This is a genomic window from Actinoplanes sp. NPDC051470 (assembly GCF_040682035.1).
Lineage (GTDB): Bacteria > Actinomycetota > Actinomycetes > Mycobacteriales > Micromonosporaceae > Actinoplanes.
In genome coordinates this window covers 1-18,691 of sequence record NZ_JBFBAA010000044.1, presented here as the reverse complement: position 1 = coordinate 18,691, position 18,691 = coordinate 1, and the positions used below count along the sequence as shown (strand labels likewise).

The window sequence follows — 18,691 nt, the reverse complement described above, 5'->3', positions numbered from 1 at the left end:
GACCTCACGCGGTCAGCCCGCCTGTTTCATCCGCCACCAGTACTCCGGCGACGGCGGCCGAGGCTCGTACCGATACTTGGCGACCCGCACTTCCCACTGGCTACGCCTTCGGCAGACATCCCGCCACTCCCGGTCCCGATGAAAGGTCTCCGGAGGCCGGCTCAGCCCGTAGATGTCCCCCCACCACTCGCCCCGCTCCGGATCGAGAATCGTGTCCAGGTGACTGGGATAGCGCCGCTCCGCGCCGTCGCGGGTGTTCTCCCAGTCCTCCATCGGCAGCACGATCCGCCCTGCGGCGTCAACCGCCACCAGCCACAGCCCCGCCGACCGCAACAGCGCGAACATCACGCCCAGGCTCGGCGTCATGGTGCCGGCCTCGATCCGGCTGACCGTCGCGCGTGAGACGCCGGCGTCCCTGGCGATCTCGCGCTGGCTGTAGTCCGCGATCCGCCGAGCACGCCGGACAAGCCCCGCAGCGGGGTAGGCGTCGGGTCTCCGATGTGGCATGCCCCCGATGCTGGCAGATCCGCGGCCCCGCCCCTCCCACCCCTGTGGACAACCCCCTCACCGCTTTGCTCTGCGCACCCATACTCACCCCCTGCCGGCGCGGGGTCGTCGATCTCGCGTCACCAGGCGGACGAACAGTTCTGCCGGCGCGGCGCCGTTGACGTCGCGCCGTGGCGACCTTTGGCCAGGTCAAGCCGGGGGTTCGTATGGGTGCGCAGAGCGGGAACGGTGCGGTGCCGTTCTGTCAGACGCCGGAGCGTCACCAGCAGCGACCAAGCGGGCCTCAAAGGCTGAACGGGTCGGCCTCAACCCCAGGTGGGAGCGTGGGTGAGTATGAGTGCGCAGAGCAAAGCGTCGTGGGGTGTTAGGGGAGGATGCCGGGAGGTGACGGAACGTGTGCGTGCCCGACCTCGGATGGTCACTGTTAATACCGCAACCGCACCTATGTTGATCTTCGGTGCCAGTGGGATTGCTGGGCTTGCCATTTCCGGTCGCGGCGGAACAGTGACCCGGCTTTGGTGTGGTCGTTGTCCGGGTGACGCTGGTTGAGGGAGGGCGCCGATCAGACGGCGGGTTTCGGGCACGGTGATGGGTATGAGCTGCTGATTCTCTGTCCGGGTACCCCTTTTTGATGTTCGGTGGCGCGGATGGGCGGCGAGCCAGGCCAGGGCGAGCATCGATAAGGTGATGTGGGCGTACCCGCCTCGCCAGGTGCGGACCTGGTAGTCGTCCAGGCCGGTTTCCTGCTTGGCTTGTTTGAAGCATTCCTCCACGGCCCATCTGCGTTCGGCGACCCAGGTCAAGGTGGCCAGGGTGGTTCGCCAAGGTGCGTAGCAGATGTAGTGGGCGATCTCGGTGGGGTCGCTGATACTGCGCCGGGCGAGGAGCCAGTACCCGCGTCCCGGCGCCCAGTAGGGCCGGATCGCGACGCGTATCCAGTCGTAGACGCGGGTCCGTGGGCGCCGTCACCGCAGGACAGGCGTTTCCACGCCCTCGCCGGGAGTCCGGCGATGATGGTGTCGACCCGGCCGTAGCCGATACCGGTGGACGGACACGTCGTCGTTGCAGCGGGTCGCCACCACGTAGGACATGTCGTGTTCCTTGAGCCAGACCCGTAGGTATTTGACCTGCCCGAAGGCTTCATCGGCGGTATACCAGGCGAACGGCACCCGCGCGTTGATCGCGCGTTGCGGCATGTCGATCGCGGCCCGCGGCTTGGTCTGCAGTTCGATGTCCTCGGGGATCCCCGCCGCGCGGCAGCGATCCGGATCACTGGTCCAGGACTCGGGCAGATACAGGTGCCGGTCGATCAGAGCGTGTCCGGCCGGAGCGACATAGGCCAGGAACGTGCCGATCTGGCAGTTGTCCTTCTTGCCGCTGGTGCCGGTGTATTGCCGTTGCACCCGGCGGATTTCACGCCTTTCTTGACGGAGCCGGTGTCGTCGTTGACCAGCACGGCCCGGCATGACGGAGCCGGTCGACCACATAGTCGCGGATGTCATCACGCACACCATCGATGTCCCAATCCGCACGGCGCAGTAGTCGCTGCATCCCGTCCGGGCTGAGCTCGCCGGCCTGTTCCGCGATGGTCCAGCCGTTCGTACGTTCCAACCCGGCGATCAACCCACCCACATACCGGCCTACTCGCTCACGCGGCTCTGACCTGCCGAACGAGCACCCACCACATTCAACAGCCCGTCCAGCTCAGCCTGCCAGCCGTCGACATCAACGTCAGCCACAAGCAGCCAACGCGCAAGCGGCCCAACCCGAAACGCCAGGTGCCGTTGCAGTATTAGGGCAGGGCTGAGGCGGTCACGGTGCTGGGGTGGGCAACCAGGAGGATGTCGGCGGGAACGACTGAGTCGCGACGAGCGGGTCGGTCGGGGGCGCGGGAACGGGCTGTCAGCCGCGACCGGGCTGGAGGACTCGCTGGAGGAAGGTGCGGGTGCGCTCGTGTTGGGGGTTGGCCAGGACGTCGGCGGGTGGGCCGGTCTCGATGATGCGGCCGGCGTCCATGAAGACGACTCGGCTGGCCACGTCTCGGGCGAAGGACATCTCGTGGGTCACCACGATCATGGTCATGCCCTCTTCGGCCAGTTTTCGCATCACCGTGAGGACGTCGCCGACCAGTTCGGGGTCTAGGGCCGAGGTGGGCTCGTCGAAGAGCATCAGGCCGGGGTGCATGGCCAGGGCCCGGGCGATGGCGACTCGCTGTTGCTGGCCGCCGGAGAGCTGGCCGGGGTAGGCCGTCGCGCGGTCGGCCAGGCCGACGCGGGAGAGCTGGGTGCGGGCCTCGGCGGCGGCCGCGGACGACGAGCGGCGGAGGACGCGGCGCTGGGCCACGGTGATGTTGCCCTGCACGGTCAGGTGGGGGAAGAGGTTGAAGTGCTGGAAGACCATGCCGATGTGGCGGCGGGCGGCGTCGAGGTCGGTGTCGGGGTCGGTCAGCTCGACGCCGTCGACGGTGACCGAGCCGGACGTCGCCGCCTCGAGGGCGTTGACGCAGCGCAGCAGGGTGGACTTGCCGGAGCCGGACGGGCCGACCAGGCAGACCACCTCGCCGGCCTCGACGTCGAAGTCGATGCCGCGCAGCACCTCGTTGTCGCCGAACGACTTGTGCAGGTCACGGATCTCAACGAACGGCACGGGCCGACCTCCGCTCCAGCAGCCGGACCACCTGGGACAGCGGCAGCGTGATGACCAGGTAGAGCAGGCCCGCCACGACCAGGGGAGTGGCGTTGACCTGCTGGTTGAGGGCGTCGCCGGCGTACTTGGTCAGCTCGATGGTGCCGGCGGTGACGCCCAGGACGTACACCAGCGAAGTGTCCTTGGTCAGCGAGACGAACTCGTTGGTGAGCGGGGGCAGGACGATGCGCAGCGCCTGCGGGAGGACGATCGAGATCATCGCGCGGGTCGGCGACATGCCCAGCGAGCGGGCCGCCTCGGTCTGGCCGCGCGGGACGGCCTGGATGCCGGCGCGCAGGGTTTCGGCCGTGTACGCCGCCGCGGTCGCGCCGAGCCCGACCGTCACCGAGCCGAAGAGGCCGCCGGGGATCTCGCGGTCGGGGAAGGCCAGCGGGATGCCGTAGCCGACCAGGAAGAGCACCAGCAGGGCGGGCAGGCCGCGGAAGATCTCGATGTACGCCGTCGCGAACCACCGGTACGGCGCCACCGACGACAACCGGGCCAACGCCAGGGCCAGGCCCACGACCAGGCCGAACACGAACGCCAGCAGGGTGTAGATCAGGGTGTTGACCAGGGCCGTGGTGACCACGCCGGGGAACATGGAGCCGGCCACGTCGGGGCGCAGGAACGCCTCGGCGAGCCGGCCCCAGTCGGCGGCCAGCACCACGAGGAGCAGGACGCCGACGAAGACCGCGTACGCGACACCACGGGTCAGCCGCCGCCGGGCGCGAACCTTCACTTGGCCGCCGGCTTGGGGCCGATCCATTCGGCGTAGAGCGCGTCGTACGTGCCGTCGGTGCGGGACGCGGTGAGCACCTCGTTGACCGTCTTCAGCAGGTCGGGGTCGCCGGTCTTCTTGAGCGCGAACCCGTACTGCTCGCCGGTGTCGAAGCCGGTCGGCACCTCGACCTTGCCGGGGTTCTTCTTGATGTAGTCGTTCCACACCGGCAGGTCGCCGACGGCCGCCTCGATCTGCCCGGTGCTCAGCGCCTGCTGTTCGGAGCCGAGGTCCTTGTACGACACCACCTCGACGTCGAGGCCGTCCTTCTTCACCTGCTCCTTGACGTACGCCTCACCGGTCGTGTCGCCCTGCACCCCGAGCCGCTTGCCCTTCAGGTCGGCCAGGGATTTGTACGGTTTGCCGGTGAGCACGACCAGCGCCTGGGTGGCGTCGAAGTAGGGCTCGGAGAAGTTGAGCACCTTCTTGCGCTCGTCGGTGATGGTCATACCGGCCGCGGCGATGTCGCATTTGCCGGTGTTCAGGTCTTGACCCGACTTGATGCCCTCGAACGGGGTGTCGACGATCGCCTGCGTCACGCCGAGCTTCTTGGCCACCAGGTCGATCAGGGCGACGTCGAAGCCGACGACCTTGCCCGAGGCGTCCTTCGACTGGAACGGCGGGTAGGGCAGGTGGGTGCAGGTGGTGATCGTGCCGGCCTTGACCAGGGTCACCCCGCCGGACTCGCCGCTGGTGTCCTTCTTGGCGCAGCCGGCCGGGATCAGCAGGACCGCCACGGCGGCCGCGGAAAGAAAGTATCGACGCATCTGATCACCCTACCGATCACATAGGGATTCCGGGGGTGGCCTGGGCCACCCCCGGAGAACGATTCAGTTGCGGTTGATGGTGAATGTCGACGTGGTGTTCTCGATGTCCCGCCAGTTGTTCGAGAGGCGGAGACCGGTGAAGGTGGCCGAGCCGACCGCCGGGCCCTGACCCTGCTCGGGGCCGGGGTTGGCCCAGATGCCGAAGCCGGACTTGGCGTCGAACTCGTCGCCGCTCTTCTGGGCGCCGCTCACCGACACGTTGGTGAACACGGTGTCGGTGATCGGCTGCAGCGGCGTGGTCGGGCTGGAGTACTTGGTCTGGAACATGATGCCGTGGTAGGTCGGGTCGACGATGTCGACGTTGCTGATCCGGATGCCGCGGAGCTCCTTCTCACCGCTGTGCACCCAGAGCGCGGGGAAGGTCTGCTGACCCCAGAAGTGCCCACCGGCCCGGACGATCGAGATGTTGTCGAAGTTGGTCGTCGGCGTGGACCCGAAGCCGAGCATCGGGATGCCGAAGTCGATCGACGCGATCGTGACGCCCGAATAGACCAGGGTGTCGGCGATGTAGATGTTCTTGAACGTGTTGCCCTGGCCGCCGTAGACCGCCAGCCCGGCCGCGCGCCAGGTGAGCGTGCTGGACAGGTTCTGGAAGACGTTGCCGGTCTGCTGCTGGTTGTTGGAGTCGATCGCGGCGAACAGCGCGAAGCTGTCGTCCCCGGTGGCCCGGGCGTCGACGTTGTCGATCAGGTTGCCGGTGCTGCCGTTGGTCATGTTGATGCCGTCGGCGAACATGTTCCGGATCCGGGAGTTGCGGACCACCATGTTGTCGACGTTGGCGCCCCAGTAGAGGCACATCTGGTGCTCGGTCCAGATGTTGTCGACGGTCATGTTGGCCACGTTGTTGAAGTCGAACACCTTGCCGGGGCCGTCCTGGCGGATCGTCCAGTTGCCGAAGAACCCGAAGTTCTTGAACGTCGAGCCGTTGGCCGAGGCCTCGGCCCGGAACCCGGCATCGGTCTCGGTCTGGTTCTGCGGCGTGAAGAACCGGGTGTACCAGGGCCCGGCCCCGACCACCTGGATGGCCCGGCCGTACACGCTGAACTTGCTGTTCGTCGCGTAGTCACCGGCCGGCAGGTAGACGCCGGCCTTGCTGGTGTCCTGACGGGCGGCGTCCAGCGCGTTCTGCACCGACTGGTGGTCGAAGCCGGCCGGCACCACGAAGGTCGACGGGTTCGGGTTGGCGATCGGGGCGACCTGCTCGGTGTTGATGAAGTCGATGGTGATGGTTCCCGCGTTGCCGCCGTCCTTCTGCAGCTTGATCGTGCTGCCGCCCGGGAACGAGCCGGTCAGCATGATGTTCGCCTCGTCGTAGATGTGCCGCGGCCCGGTGCCGGAGTTCTGCGGCTGTGCCTCCGGTCCGTAGAGCCACGCGTACTTCGAGGTCAGCGGCAGCGTCTTGTTGAGCGAGCCGTTGACGTACACGTTGATCGAGCTGGTCGTGCCGTCCGGGATGGAGAACCGGGCGACCACCGTGTTCGTGCTGGCCTTGGTGGTCCACTGCACGTACGAGCCGGTGCTCGGCAGGGTCACCGCGCGCCGCCCGGACGCCTCGCCGGCCAGGTCGCCGATCCGCCGGTTCGCGGCCAGCACCTGGGCGCCGCCGCCGGTCTGGCCGTCCTCGGCCTCGTACATGTCGTACGGCATGTTGGCGCCGCGCCCCACGAAGAACGTCCGGTCCGACGTGTTGTTGGCCTGCTTGACCGGCAGCTCGTTGGCGTCGTTGGCGAGCACCACGCGAACCGTGTACTTGCCGTTGGCCGCCGTCCAGCTGCCGAGGCTGATGGCCGGTGACGAGGCGCCGGGCGCGAGCGTGCCGGTGTACGAGCCGGTCATCGTCTGCACCGTGCCGCCCGACTCGTTGAGCAGGGTGAGCGTGATGCCGTGGGCGCCACCGGCCGAGGCCGAGGTGCCCTGGTTCTGGATGGTCACGCTGAACGCCACCGAGTTGCCGGCCGACGGGTTGCTCGGCGACCAGGTGACCACCGAGGCGACCAGGTCCGAGCTGGCCACCGGGGAGACGGTCAGGGCGGAGCCGGTGAACGCGTTGTTCGCGTCGTTCTGCTCGACCACGGTGTTCGCCTCGTCGACGACCGCGCGGAGGGCGTACGTTCCCGCGTTCCGCGCCCCGATGTTCGCGGTCACCGTGGCCGAGGCGCCGGCCGCCAGCGCGCCGACGTTGGTGGTGCCGACCTTGGTCGTACCCAGATAGAAGTTGACGTTGCTGGCCGGCGACCCGGCGTTGCCCGCGTTCCGGACCGTGGCCGACAGCGTGACCGCGTCGGTCTCGACCGGCGCCGACGGCGACGCGGAGAGGGCGGTGACGGTCAGGTCGGGGTTCGGCGCGGGGGTGCCGAAGACCTGGAACTCGGCGACCTGGCCGCTGGGCGCGCCCGAGTTGCCGGTGAAGCTGAGCCGCAGGTCGGCGGCGGTCGCGCTGACCGGAACGGTCACGGTGTTGCCGGTGGACGGATTGAACGTGTACGTCGCCGAGCCCACCAGCGTGGTGAAGGCCGACGCGTTCTGTTCCCGCCCGAGCACCGAGAACGTCTGCGTCCGCTGCCCCCAGACCGGGTCCGGGTTGAGCTTGACCACGATCGACGACGTGCCGACGTTGGCGCCGAGCTTGACGGTCAGGGTCGCCGGGTACGCGCCACCCTCCCAGTAGGTGCCGGTGTTGTCGTCGTTGGCGTTGGCCGCGACGAAGTTCTGCGTCACCGACGAGGCTTCGATGGGCTTGCCGGCGGCCAGGTTGCTGCCGGCCGGCGGCGGCGGGTCGGGGTCGGTGCCGCCGGGACCGTAGACCTCGAGCTCGGACAGCTGCCCGGCCGGCCAGCCGGTGTTGGCGGTGATGGCGACCCGGACGAATCGGACGGCGGCCGAGCTGAGGTCGATCGTCACGGCGTTGCCGGTGGCCGGGTTGAAGACCCGCCCGGCCGAGGGCGACAGAGTGCTGAACGACGACCCGTCGGCGCTGCCCTGAATGCTCAGCGTCTGCGTGCGGGTGTCCCACGCGGTCGCCGGGGGAAGCTTCAGGACGGCCTGGTTGACGCTGGTGGAGGCGCCCAGGTCGACCTGGAGGTACTGCGGGAAGGCGTTGCTGGTGCTCTCCCAGTAGGACGACGTGTTGCCGTCGCCCGCGTTGCCGGGTTGGTAGGCCTGGACCGAGCTGCTGGCGGTGAAGGTCTTGCCGGCGGCCAGGTTGGGACCGGCGGCGTGGGCGGCGGTGGGGACGAGGAGGACGGTGGCGGCCGCGACGGAGGCCGCGACCAGGGAGCGGATCATGGGGGTACCTACTTCCCGGGGTGGAGGCGGAGCCAGACGGCCGCGTCCGGCGGCAGCAGGGTGCCGTCGAGCGGGCCGCTGGCCAGCAGGCAGGAGTGGTGATCCGGCAGGGGGACGGGAATGCCGGACATGTTGAGCACACACGCGAACGCGGATCCGCGGGTGTAGGCGAGCACTCCGGGCGCGGCGTCCAGCCAGGCCATCGTGCTCCGATGCAGTCCCTCCTCCGTACGGCGAAGATGGATCGCCGCGCGGTAGAGCTCCAGCATCGAACTCGGGTCGCCGGACTGGGCCTGGACCGTGCGGTCCTTCCACTCGGCGGGTTGGGGGAGCCAGGGCGTGCCGGTGCTGAAGCCGAACGGCGGCTCGTCACCGGACCAGGGCAGCGGCACCCGGCAGCCGTCCCGGGAGTGGCCGCGCCGCTGCCACATCGGGTCGACGAAGGCGTCGGCCGGAATGTTCTCGTTCTCCCAGAGGCCCAGCTCCTCGCCCTGGTAGATGTAGGTGGCGCCGGGCAGCGAGAGGGACAGCAGCGCGGCGGCCCGGGCGCGGCGGGTGCCCAGCTCCAGGTCGACCGGGGTGCCGTCGAGGTTCTCCTCGAAGCTGAACGTGGTCTTCGCGCGGCCGTACCGGGTGACGTGCCGGGTGACGTCGTGGTTGGACAGCACCCAGGTGGCCGGCGCCCCGATCGTCTCGTGCGCGGCGAGCGTCCGGTCGATGCACTCGCGCATCAGCCTGGGTTCCCAGGCGCAGCCGAGGAAGTCGAAGTTGAACGCGGCGTGCAGCTCGTCCGGCCGCAGGTACTTCGCGAACCGGGAGACGTCCGGCATCCACACCTCGCCGATCAGCGCGCGGTCGGGATAGGAGTCGGCCACCCGCCGCCAGGCCCGGTAGACGTCGTGCACCCCGTCCAGGTCGTGGAAGGGATGCGGCTCGCCGTCGATCACCTCGGGCAGGGTGCCGTCCTTGAGCAGCAGCGCCGCCGAGTCGATCCGGATGCCGTCGACGCCCCGGTCGAACCAGAACCGCAGGATGCTCTCGAACTCGGCCCGCACGTCCGGATGCTCCCAGTTGAGGTCGGGCTGCTCCGGGGTGAACAGATGCAGGTACCACTGGCCGTCCGGCGCCTGGGTCCAGGTCGTGCCGCCGAACTCGCCGACCCACTCGGTGGGCATGCGGTCGCCCCGCCCCGCCCGGAACCAGAAGTACTCGCGTTCCGGGGCATCCGGAGAAGCCAGCGCCGCTTGGAACCACGGGTGAGCGGACGAGATGTGGTTGGGCACGATGTCGACGATCATGCGGATGTTCACAGCGTGCGCCTCGGTGATCAGCGCTTCGGCCGCGGCGAGGTCACCGAACACCGGGTCGATGTCCCGGAAGTCGGCCACGTCGTAGCCGGCGTCGGCCATCGGGGAGGGGTACCACGGGCTCATCCAGATCGCGTCGACCCCGAGGCCGCGCAGGTGCTGGAGGTGGGCGCGGATGCCGTCGATGTCGCCGACGCCGTCGCCGTCGGAGTCCGCGAAGCTGCGGGGATAGATCTGATAAATCACAGCATTTCGCCACCACGGGTCATGGTCAGCCACTGCTACCTCTTTCCTTGTTGTGGAACCAGGAAGGGACTCAGCCCTTCATGGACCCCGCGGAGAGCCCGCCGATGATGCTGCGCTGGAAGATCAGGAAGATGACGATCATGGGTACGGAGGCGATCACGAGCCCGGCCATGAACTCGGTCTGCGGCACCTGGCTGGTGTTGGCGAGCCGGGCCAGGGCCACGCTCAGCGTCTGTTTCTCCGGGTCCTGGAGCACCAGCAGCGGCCAGAGGAAGTCCTTCCAGATGCCGATGATCGCGAAGATCGACACCACGCCGAGGACCGGGCGGGACAGCGGCAGCACGATCGACCACAGCACCCGCAACCGGCCGGCGCCGTCGATCGCCGCGGCGTCCAGCAGGTCGTTGGGGATCTGGTCGAAGAACCGCTTGAGCACGTACACGTTGAAGGCGTTGGCGGCGGCCGGCAGCCAGAGCGCCCACGGGGTGTTCAGCAGGTTCCACCCGAAGATCGGCAGGTCGGCGACGGTCAGGTAGGCGGGCACCAGCAGCGCCGAGGCCGGCAGCATCAGGCTGGCGAGCATCCCGCCGAGCACGATCCGGCTGAAGATCGGCCGGAGCTTGCTCAGCGCGTACGCCGCGAGCACGTCGACGACGAGCTGGATCAGCCAGCCGCCGAGCGCGTAGAACGCGGTGTTGAGGAAGAACTTGCCCATCCGCATGGTGGTCCACGCGGTGGCGTAGTTCTCCGGATGCCAGGACGACGGCAGCACGATCGCCTTGCCCTCGGCCAGCTCGGCCGGCGTCTGCAGCGCGCTGGTGGCCATCCACCACATCGGATAGAGGAAGGCCGCCGCGAACAGCAGCATGGTCACCGTGATCGCCACCAGATAGGCGACCCGATGGCGCTTCAGATCAATGGCCGAGATGAGGGTACGGGTGCCCGAGCCGTTTCCCCGGGTGCGGCGCCGGCGCCTGGGGCCGGTCGGGGCGGCCGCCACCTCGGTGAGCGCGGGCGGGGGCGGTGCGGTGAGCGTCATGTCGGGCTCCTCAGTCCGCGGACCGGGTCAGGCGCAGGTAGAGCGCGGAGAAGGCGCCCAGCACGACGAAGAGCAGCACGCTCATCGCGGCGGCCATGCCGAAGTCGTTCTGGACCTTGAACGCGTAGCGGTAGATCAGCACCATCACGGTGATCGTGTCGGGGCTGGACGTGCCGGTCAGCAGGAACGGCTCGATGAACACCTGCATCGTGGCGATGATCTGGAGCAGCAGCAGGACCAGCATGATGAAGCGCATGTGCGGGACGGTCACGTGCCGGATCCGCTGCCAGACGCTCGCGCCGTCCAGTTCGGCCGCCTCGTAGAGGTCGCCCGGGATGCCCTGCAGCGCGGCGAGGTACATCAGCGTCGCGCCGCCCATGTTGGCCCAGGTGGAGACCAGGACCAGCGAGATCATCGCGGTGCTGGAGCCCTGCGCCCACTGCGACGGCGGCAGGCCGACGCCGCCCAGCAGCGTGTTGAACAGGCCCTCGCCCGGGTCGTAGAACGAGCGCCAGAGCAGCACCGCGACCGCCGGCGGGAGCATCACCGGCAGGTAGACCAGGACCCGGAACAGGCCGGTCAGGTGGCGGAACTCGTTGAGCAGGATGGCGATCACGAACGGGACGGCGTACCCGAAGACCAGCGCCAGGCCGGTGAACAGGATGGTGTTCTTCCAGGCCGTCCAGAACAGCGGGTCGTCGAGCACCGCCCGGTAGTTGTCGAGGCCGACCCAGAACGGCGGGATCACGAAGTTGTCCTGCTGGAAGCTCAGGACGACGCCCTTGACCAGCGGGTACCACGAGAAGAAGCCGAAGCAGAGCAGGCCGGCCGCGAGGAACGCGTACCCGAGAAGGTTGTCCGCCATCCGCCGGCGCGCCCGCGCCGCCGTCATCACCGCCACGGTTGTTGCCTTTCTACGAAGGGGAGACGGGCCGCCGCCGGTCGGCGTGCCGACGGCGGCCCGGGTATCACTTGACGCTCTGCAGGATCTGGTTGACCTGCGTCTCGGCGTCGGCGAGCAGCTTGGCCGGATCGGCGTTGGCGTCGGTCAGCACCTTCTGCATGGCGACGTCGAGCACGGCGTAGACCTGCTGCGCGTTCGGCGGCTCGAGCTTGACCGGGATCTTGGCCATGCCGGCCACGAACGGCGCGTAGTTGGCCTGCGGAACGTTCGCGTACTGCTTGTCCGCGGCCGCCTGCTTCTCGGCCGCCGCGCCGATGTAGATGGCCGGCTCGGGCAGGCCGACCGGCTGGTCGGTCTCGCCGGCCCACTTGTTCTCGTCGGCGAACTTGTCCGCGGAGGTGAACCAGAAGGTCAGCCACTTGAGGCCGGCCCGGATCTTCTCGGGGCTCAGCCCGGCCTTGAACATGTAGCCCTCGCCGCCGCCCAGGGTGCCCTGGCCGTCCGGGATCGGGCCCAGGCCGTACGTCTCGTACTCGCCCTTGTACTGGTTGACGATGGTCGGGATGTTGTCGGCGGTGGCCACGTACATGCCGAGCTTGCCGGAGCCCATCTGGTTGAGCAGGTCGGCCCACTCCAGCAGCTGCTTCTGGCCCATCGTCTTGTCCGTCCAGCGCATGTCCTTGAGCTGCTGGAGGACCTGCTTGCCCTTCTCGTTGTTGAACGCGGCCTTCCAGGCGCCGTTCTCGTTGACGGCCATCTCGCCGCCCAGCGAGTTCAGCTCCGCGGTGAAGTGCCAGCCGCCGGTGTTGCTCTTGCTGTAGTCGCCGTACCCGACGGTGCCGTTGCCCAGCGCGGTGATCTTCTTGGCCGCCTCGCGGACCTCGGCCCACGTCGCGGGCGGCTGGTCCGGGTTCAGCCCGGCCTTGGTGAACAGGTCGCGGTTGTAGAGCAGGCCCATCGAGTAGTTCTTGTACGGCAGCCCGTACGTGCCGCCCTTGTCGTCCTGGAACACCCTCAGCACCTCGGGCTTGAGCTGCGAGGTGATCGGGAAGTCCTTGAGGTACTTGCTGACGTCGGCGACCTGGCGCTTGGCGATCAGGTTGGCCGGGTCGGTGAAGTAGACGTAGAAGACGTCTTCCAGCTGGCCGCCGGCGAGCTTGGCCGGGAACGTCTGCGGGTCCATCTTGCCCTCGCGGACGTCCAGCTTGATCGTCGGGTTGGCCTTCTCGAACGCGGCCACGTTGGCCAGGAACCGGTCGTGGGTCGCCTTCTCGGTGGCCGGCGGCAGACCGTTGATGACCAGGGTGACCGGGCCGTCGGCCTTGTCCTCGCCCGCGTCGTCGTTGCCGCAGGCGGCCGCCGACAGGGCGAGCCCGGCGATCAGCAACGCGCCCAGCAGCCTCTTTCTCAGCATGGGGAGCAACCTTCCGTTTATGTGATGGGCGACGTCTCATGTTTCGTAGCGGTGACGGTAATTGGTCTCTTCTTGTTACGCAAGAAGTTCACTGAGCCACGAAAGAACCTGACTTTCGTGGCCCAGGGCACAAAAAAGACGGGCGGACCTCTCGGTCCACCCGTCGACGCTTGCGAATGTGCTGGTCAGCTGGCCTTTGCCGGCCCGGTGCTCCCTCGGACGACCAGCTCCGGCTCGAAGAGGAGCTCGTCCGGCTGCACGCCGGACCCCTCGATCTGGTTGACCAGCAGGTCGACCGCGGCCTGGCCCATCATCTCGATCGGCTGCCGCACCGTGGTCAGCGGCGGGTCGGTGCAGGTCATCAGGGCCGAGTCGTCGAAGCCGACCACCGACACGTCGCCGGGCACGTCCAGGCCGAGCCGCCGGGCGGCCCGGATCGAACCGAGGGCCACCACGTCGGACACGCAGATCATGCCGGTGATGCCGCGCTGGATCAGCCGGGCCGCGGCCAGCCGGGCGCTCTCCATCGAGAAGTTGGTGCGTTCCACCCACTCGTCCGGGCGATCCCAGCCGGCCAGCTTGGCCACCGCGGCCAGCTTGCGGCGCGACGGGATGTGGTCCTCGGGGCCGAGCACCAACCCGATCCGCTCGTGGCCCAGCGAGCGCAGATGGCCGTACGCCTGCTCGACCGCGACCGCGTCGTCGGTCGAGATGTGCGGGAAGCCCAGCCCGTCCACCCCGGCGTTGACCATCACCACCGGCATCCGGCGGTCGAGCAGCTGGCGGTAGTGCCCGTGGTCGGCGGCGGCCAGCGCGTACGACCCACCGGCGAACACCACGCCCGACACCTGATGGTCGAGCAGCATCTCGATGTAGTCGCTCTCGGGCACGCCGCCGATCGTCCGCGCGCACAGCGCCGGCGTGAACCCGCGCTGGGCCAGGCTGGCCGTGACCACCTCGGCCAGCGCGGGGAAGATCGGGTTCTGCAGCTCGGGCAGCACCAGCCCGACCAGCCGGCCCCGCTCGCCCCGCAGCTTGGTCGGCCGCTCGTAGCCGAGCACGTCGAGCGCGGTCAGCACCGAGGCCCGGGTCGCCTCGGAGACACCGCTGCGGCCGTTGAGCACCCGGCTGACGGTCGCCTCGCTGACCCCCGCCTTCTTGGCCACCTCGGCCAGTCGTTTTGTCACAGCCGGAAGCTTACGTCAGCTTCCTGCAAGAACTGAACTCTGCTTCGCCCGTGCTTGCAAGAACCGACCCCACGGCTTGTAAGTGGACAGCACGGTCGCGAAGATCATCAGGCTGGTGGACACGGCCGGCGCCACCACCAGGTTGATCCGGTCCGGCCCCTCGGGGATCACGCCCGTGCTCAGCTGCGGGTAGAGCAGGAACGTGACCAGGAACAACATCAGCGTGGTGACGGCCAGCTTGACCACCACCCACCAGTGCTTGACCAGGCCCCACGGGGTGAGCAGCGCGTTCAGCACCCCGACCAGCCAGACCACCGCGCTCAGCGGCGTGAACAGCACCCGCCCGATCAGGCTCTGCGCCGGGTAGACCAGGTCGGGGTCGGCGCCGGCCAGCCCCGCGATGCCGAAGGTCAGCATCACGAGATCAACCCCGAGCCACCCCACCGCGGTGACGACGTGGACGGTCAGAACCAGCTTCCGCATCGACGGCCTCAGCTTCATGCCCCCAGGCTGTCCTGGCCCCGGCCGCCCGTCGTTCCGCCCGCGACGTAATCCGTCATACGTCAGCGGGCGTAGTTCTTTCCACGCACGCAGCATGAAGGGTGCGCGGCTCCGTTCTGGCCGCGCCAGCGGCCTGGAGCCTCGCGCCCGCCCTCGGCGGGAGCTGCGGTCAGCACCACCCACCCGGCTACGACATCAAGCTCTTGATCTTGATCTTGATCTTGATGATTGGCCTACCCTCGGATCATGGAGAGACAGCTCGAAGACGGGATCGTCCGCGACTTCAAGGTCAATCTGTCGTACGGGCGCTATCTGCACCTGGACGAGATCCTCGGCGCGCAACATCCGGTGAGCACCCCCGAACACCACGACGAGCTGCTGTTCATCCTGCAACATCAGACGTCCGAGCTGTGGCTCAAGCTGATCCTGCACGAGCTGCGCGCGGTGCTGCGGCAACTGGCCGGCGACGACCTGCGGCCCGCGCTCAAGGGGCTGGCCCGGGTCAAACACATCCAGCGCACGCTCACCGAGCAGTGGTCGGTGCTGGCCACACTCACCCCGAGCGAGTACGCCGAGTTCCGCAGCTTCCTCGGCACGTCGTCCGGGTTCCAGAGCTACCAGTACCGCGCCGTCGAGTTCACCCTCGGCAACAAGGACGCCCGGATGCTGTCGATCTTCGACGACGACCGCGCCGCCAAGACGATGCTGACCGAGGCCATCGAGGCGCCCAGCGTGTACGACGAGTTCCTGCGCTACCTGCACCGCCGCGGCCACGACGTGCCGGCCGAGATCCTGCAACGGGACGTCACGCTGCCGTACCGCTACAACGCCGACCTGGTTCCGGTGTTCGTGAAGATCTACGAGCAGGCCGATCAGTACTGGGAGGCGTACGAGGCCTGCGAGGAACTCGTCGACCTCGAGGAGAACTTCCAGCTCTGGCGGTTCCGCCACCTCAAGACGGTGGAACGGACCATCGGCTTCAAACGCGGCACCGGCGGCTCCAGCGGCGTCGACTTCCTGCGCAAGGCCCTCGACCTGACGTTCTTCCCCGAGCTCTACGCGGTCCGGACCGAGATCGCGGTGCCGGCCCGGTGACCGACGACCTCACCGCCCGCGCGGTGGCCCTGGATGCCGCCGACCCGCTGGCCGGCTACCGCGGCCGGTTCCTGCCCGCCCCCGGCGTGCAGGCCTATCTGGACGGCAACTCGCTGGGCAAGCCGCTGGCCGAGACCGCCGCGCGGATGGATCGCTTCATCCGTGCCGAATGGGGAACGCGGTTGATCCGGGGCTGGGACGAGGCGTGGCTGGAGTGGCCGGGCCGGATCGGCGACCGCCTCGGGTCGCTCGCCCTGGGCGCCGCGCCCGGCCAGACCGTCGTCGCCGACTCCACCACGGTGCTGATCTACAAGCTGGCCCGGGCCGCCGTCGACGCCCGCCCCGGCCGCCGCGAGGTCGTCCTCGACACCGACAACTTCCCCACCGATCGGTACGTGCTGGAAGGTATCGCCGCGGAACGGGGCCTGACCCTGCGCTGGATCGAGACCGACCCGTTGACCGGCGTCCACCCGGCCCAGGTGGCCGACGTCGTCGGTCCGCAGACCGCGCTGGTGCTGTTCAGCCACGTCGCCTACCGGTCCGGGTGGATCGCCGACGTTCCCGCGATCACCCGGATCGCGCATGAGGCCGGGGCGCTGGCCATGTGGGACGTGTGCCACTCGGCCGGTTCGGTGCCGATCGAGCTGGACGCCTGGGAGGTCGATCTCGCGGTCGGGTGCTCGTACAAATATCTGAACGGCGGCCCCGGCGCACCCGCCTTCGCCTACCTCCGCAGCGGTCTTCAGGACGAGCTGCGCCAGCCGATCCGCGGCTGGATGGGCCACCGGGCGGCGTTCGAGATGGGCCACGGCCACGAGTACGCGCCCGGCATCCGCGCCCTGCTCAGCGGCACCCCGCCGATCCTCGCCATGGTCCCGCTGGAGGCCGGCCTCGACCTGCTGGCCGAGGCCGGCGTCGAGGCCGTCCGGGCGAAGTCGACGCTGCTCACCGGTTACGTGCTCGACATCGCCGACGAGTGGCTGGCGCCGCTCGGGGTGACCGTCGCCTCGCCCCGCGACCCGGCCCGGCGCGGCGGCCACGTGACCCTGTCCCGCCCCGGCTTCGGCGACCTGCTCCAGCCCCTGTGGGACGACGGCGTGATCCCCGACTACCGCCGCCCCGACGGCCTGCGGATCGGCCTGGCCCCCCTGAGCACCAGTTTCGCCGAGGTCCACCAGGGACTGTCCCGCCTGCGCGACCTCGCATGACCCTCCTCGCGCCGGACACCCTCTGGTGGGACGGCGGCTTCGTCCCCGGCGGCCTCCTGTCGGTCCTCCCGTCGGGCTGCACGCCGGTCGCCGCCGGGATCCCCGACCGCCGTCTCCCCGGAACGCTGCTGCCCGGCCTGACCGACGCCCACGTGCACCTGGCCCTGGCCGACCTCGGCACGATCCGCTCCGGCGGCATCACCGAGGTCTGGGACCTGGGCGGATTCGCCGACCCGGTTCCCGGCGTCCGATACGCCAGGCAGTTCCTGACCGCGCCCGGCGGCTACCCCAGCGACCGCCCCTGGGCGCCACCCGGAAGCTCCCGCTTCGTCCACTCTCCCGCCGACGGCGCCGAAGCGGTGGCCGAGCAGACCGGCGCCTCGTTCATCAAGGTCACCCTGCACACCGGCGGCCCCTTGCTTTCCCGGCCCACGGTGACGGCGATCGCGGACGCCGCGCATGCGGCCGGCCTCCCGCTGATCGTCCACTGCGAGGGCCCCGGCACGGTCGAAACGGCCCTCGCCGCCGGCGCCGACCTGCTGGCCCACACCCCCTGGACGTCACTCCTCGACGACGGTGTCCTCCGCGCGGCCGCCGCTCAGACCGCGTGGATCAGCACCCTGGACATCCACGGCTGGGGCACCCCCACCCCCGCGTGCGAGACCGCCATCGCCAACCTGCGGCGCTTCCTGTCGTACGGAGGAAAGCTCCACTACGGCACCGACCTGGGCAACGGCCCTCTCGTACCCGGCATCAACCCCCGCGAGATCCGCGCCCTCCAACACACCGGCCTGCCCCCCGCCGACATCCTCACCGCCATGACCCCCTCAGCCGCCACCCTCCCGCCCACCTGGATCCCCACCGGCCTGAACCTCGACCCATCCCACTTCGCCGATTCCCTGTCCACCGCCCGCCCCCTGCCCCCGCCTTAGCTCCCGCCTCAGTCGCCCCCTTGGCCGCCCGCCTGAGCCCCCCGCCTGAGCCCCCCGCCTCAGCCCCCCGCCTCAGCCGGCGCTTTAGCCCCTGCCTCAGCCGCAGCCTTAGTCGCCGCCGGCCGCTATGGTCGCCGCCATGCCCTTGCCGGACACCATCCCGATGGCCCACGACGACCACCGCCTCGACACCATCGGCACCCACGCCGGCGGCCAGTTCTACGCCGCCATCCACGGCGCCCGCCACGACTCCGTGGCGGCCCGCGAGGACACCTGGTGGTATGCGTTCGTGCACCTCTTCGACGCGACCGGCCACCGCGTGCGCTCAGACATCACCACGGTCGCCCAGGCGTCCTACCTCAGGGGCGAACTCGGCGACCAGGCGCGGGCTGCCCTGGCGTCCCTGCTCGCCAAACTCACCGACGTCCGGCACGGCGACATCGCCATCCGCCCCTTCGAGCTCACCCACGACGGCGTGACCTTCGCCCTGATCGACGAGACCGACGCCGACCCGGACCGCGGCCCATGGGCCGAGCTCTACCCCGACCGCCTCGGCTTCGGCCCACCCTTCGACGGCACGTACAGCACCTGACCTCCCTACCCCCGTCGCGCCTCTCTACCTGCGTCGCCCGGCCTGCGTCGCCCGGCCTGCGCCGGTCGCGGCGCCCTGCCGGGCCCGCCGCGGGACTGTGCCACGAACGGTGTTTCTGGCCCGATTCGCCGGATTTTGGTTCGGCGGGATGGGCACTGTGAGTAATGACCGCAGAGATCGTGAA

General features: G+C 69.2%; 15 protein-coding genes and 1 pseudogene. 4 read left to right on the top strand and 12 right to left on the bottom strand.

All coding sequences use genetic code 11. From position 1 onward, the window contains the following. Positions 1 to 12: 12 nt before the first annotated feature. The 12 genes and pseudogenes from AB0M54_RS43540 to AB0M54_RS43485 form a co-directional block, all read right to left on the bottom strand. Positions 13 to 507 carry a helix-turn-helix transcriptional regulator gene (locus AB0M54_RS43540; protein WP_364316601.1) on the bottom strand — a complete coding sequence of 165 codons (495 nt, stop codon included), beginning with the start codon at positions 505 to 507 and terminating at the stop codon, positions 13 to 15. Between the two features lie 562 nt (positions 508 to 1,069). Continuing rightward, positions 1,070 to 2,210 (bottom strand): annotated as a pseudogene (locus tag AB0M54_RS43535) (IS701 family transposase). A 199-nt stretch (positions 2,211 to 2,409) separates the two neighbouring features. Next, positions 2,410 to 3,153, bottom strand: coding sequence for an amino acid ABC transporter ATP-binding protein (locus AB0M54_RS43530; RefSeq protein WP_364316603.1), 744 nt, complete (start codon positions 3,151 to 3,153; stop codon positions 2,410 to 2,412). After that, the gene (locus AB0M54_RS43525; protein WP_364478434.1) at positions 3,140 to 3,931 is read right to left on the bottom strand and encodes an amino acid ABC transporter permease; all 792 of its coding nucleotides are present in this window, start codon (positions 3,929 to 3,931) and stop codon (positions 3,140 to 3,142) included. The genes AB0M54_RS43530 and AB0M54_RS43525 overlap by 14 nt, the downstream gene beginning before the upstream one ends. Continuing rightward, a complete protein-coding gene (locus tag AB0M54_RS43520; protein WP_364316609.1) occupies positions 3,928 to 4,737 on the bottom strand; it encodes a transporter substrate-binding domain-containing protein in 810 nt (269 codons plus the stop codon). The genes AB0M54_RS43525 and AB0M54_RS43520 overlap by 4 nt, the downstream gene beginning before the upstream one ends. Before the next feature lie 63 nt (positions 4,738 to 4,800). Then, on the bottom strand, positions 4,801 to 8,082 hold the full coding sequence (locus tag AB0M54_RS43515) for a CARDB domain-containing protein (RefSeq protein ID WP_364478431.1): 3,282 nt from the start codon (positions 8,080 to 8,082) through the stop codon (positions 4,801 to 4,803). An 8-nt stretch (positions 8,083 to 8,090) separates the two neighbouring features. Then, a complete protein-coding gene (locus AB0M54_RS43510) occupies positions 8,091 to 9,668 on the bottom strand; it encodes a glycoside hydrolase family 13 protein (protein WP_364478428.1) in 1,578 nt (525 codons plus the stop codon). A gap of 37 nt (positions 9,669 to 9,705) precedes the next feature. After that, a complete protein-coding gene (locus AB0M54_RS43505; RefSeq protein WP_364478426.1) occupies positions 9,706 to 10,674 on the bottom strand; it encodes a carbohydrate ABC transporter permease in 969 nt (322 codons plus the stop codon). A 10-nt stretch (positions 10,675 to 10,684) separates the two neighbouring features. Further along, on the bottom strand, positions 10,685 to 11,566 hold the full coding sequence (locus AB0M54_RS43500; RefSeq protein WP_364316619.1) for a sugar ABC transporter permease: 882 nt from the start codon (positions 11,564 to 11,566) through the stop codon (positions 10,685 to 10,687). A gap of 76 nt (positions 11,567 to 11,642) precedes the next feature. Beyond that, positions 11,643 to 12,992, bottom strand: coding sequence for an extracellular solute-binding protein (locus tag AB0M54_RS43495; protein ID WP_364478423.1), 1,350 nt, complete (start codon positions 12,990 to 12,992; stop codon positions 11,643 to 11,645). A 185-nt stretch (positions 12,993 to 13,177) separates the two neighbouring features. Next, entirely contained in the window at positions 13,178 to 14,179 is a 1,002-nt protein-coding gene (locus tag AB0M54_RS43490; RefSeq protein WP_364316624.1) for a LacI family DNA-binding transcriptional regulator, read from the bottom strand. Positions 14,180 to 14,194: 15 nt separating this feature from the next. Beyond that, a complete protein-coding gene (locus AB0M54_RS43485; RefSeq protein WP_364316626.1) occupies positions 14,195 to 14,662 on the bottom strand; it encodes a hypothetical protein in 468 nt (155 codons plus the stop codon). Positions 14,663 to 14,926: 264 nt separating this feature from the next. On the opposite strand from AB0M54_RS43485, the gene kynA reads away from it, so the two are divergent. The 4 genes from kynA to AB0M54_RS43465 all read left to right on the top strand — a co-directional run bounded on the left by kynA (position 14,927) and on the right by AB0M54_RS43465 (position 18,507). Further along, the gene (kynA, locus tag AB0M54_RS43480) at positions 14,927 to 15,775 is read left to right on the top strand and encodes a tryptophan 2,3-dioxygenase (RefSeq protein ID WP_364478420.1); all 849 of its coding nucleotides are present in this window, start codon (positions 14,927 to 14,929) and stop codon (positions 15,773 to 15,775) included. After that, on the top strand, positions 15,772 to 16,983 hold the full coding sequence (locus AB0M54_RS43475) for an aminotransferase class V-fold PLP-dependent enzyme (RefSeq protein ID WP_364478417.1): 1,212 nt from the start codon (positions 15,772 to 15,774) through the stop codon (positions 16,981 to 16,983). The genes kynA and AB0M54_RS43475 overlap by 4 nt, the downstream gene beginning before the upstream one ends. Beyond that, the gene (locus AB0M54_RS43470; protein ID WP_364478414.1) at positions 16,980 to 17,915 is read left to right on the top strand and encodes an amidohydrolase; all 936 of its coding nucleotides are present in this window, start codon (positions 16,980 to 16,982) and stop codon (positions 17,913 to 17,915) included. Before AB0M54_RS43475 ends, AB0M54_RS43470 begins: the two co-directional genes overlap by 4 nt. Before the next feature lie 139 nt (positions 17,916 to 18,054). Beyond that, complete coding sequence (locus AB0M54_RS43465; RefSeq protein WP_364478411.1) at positions 18,055 to 18,507, top strand: hypothetical protein; 453 nt, start codon at positions 18,055 to 18,057, stop codon at positions 18,505 to 18,507. Positions 18,508 to 18,691 lie beyond the last annotated feature (184 nt).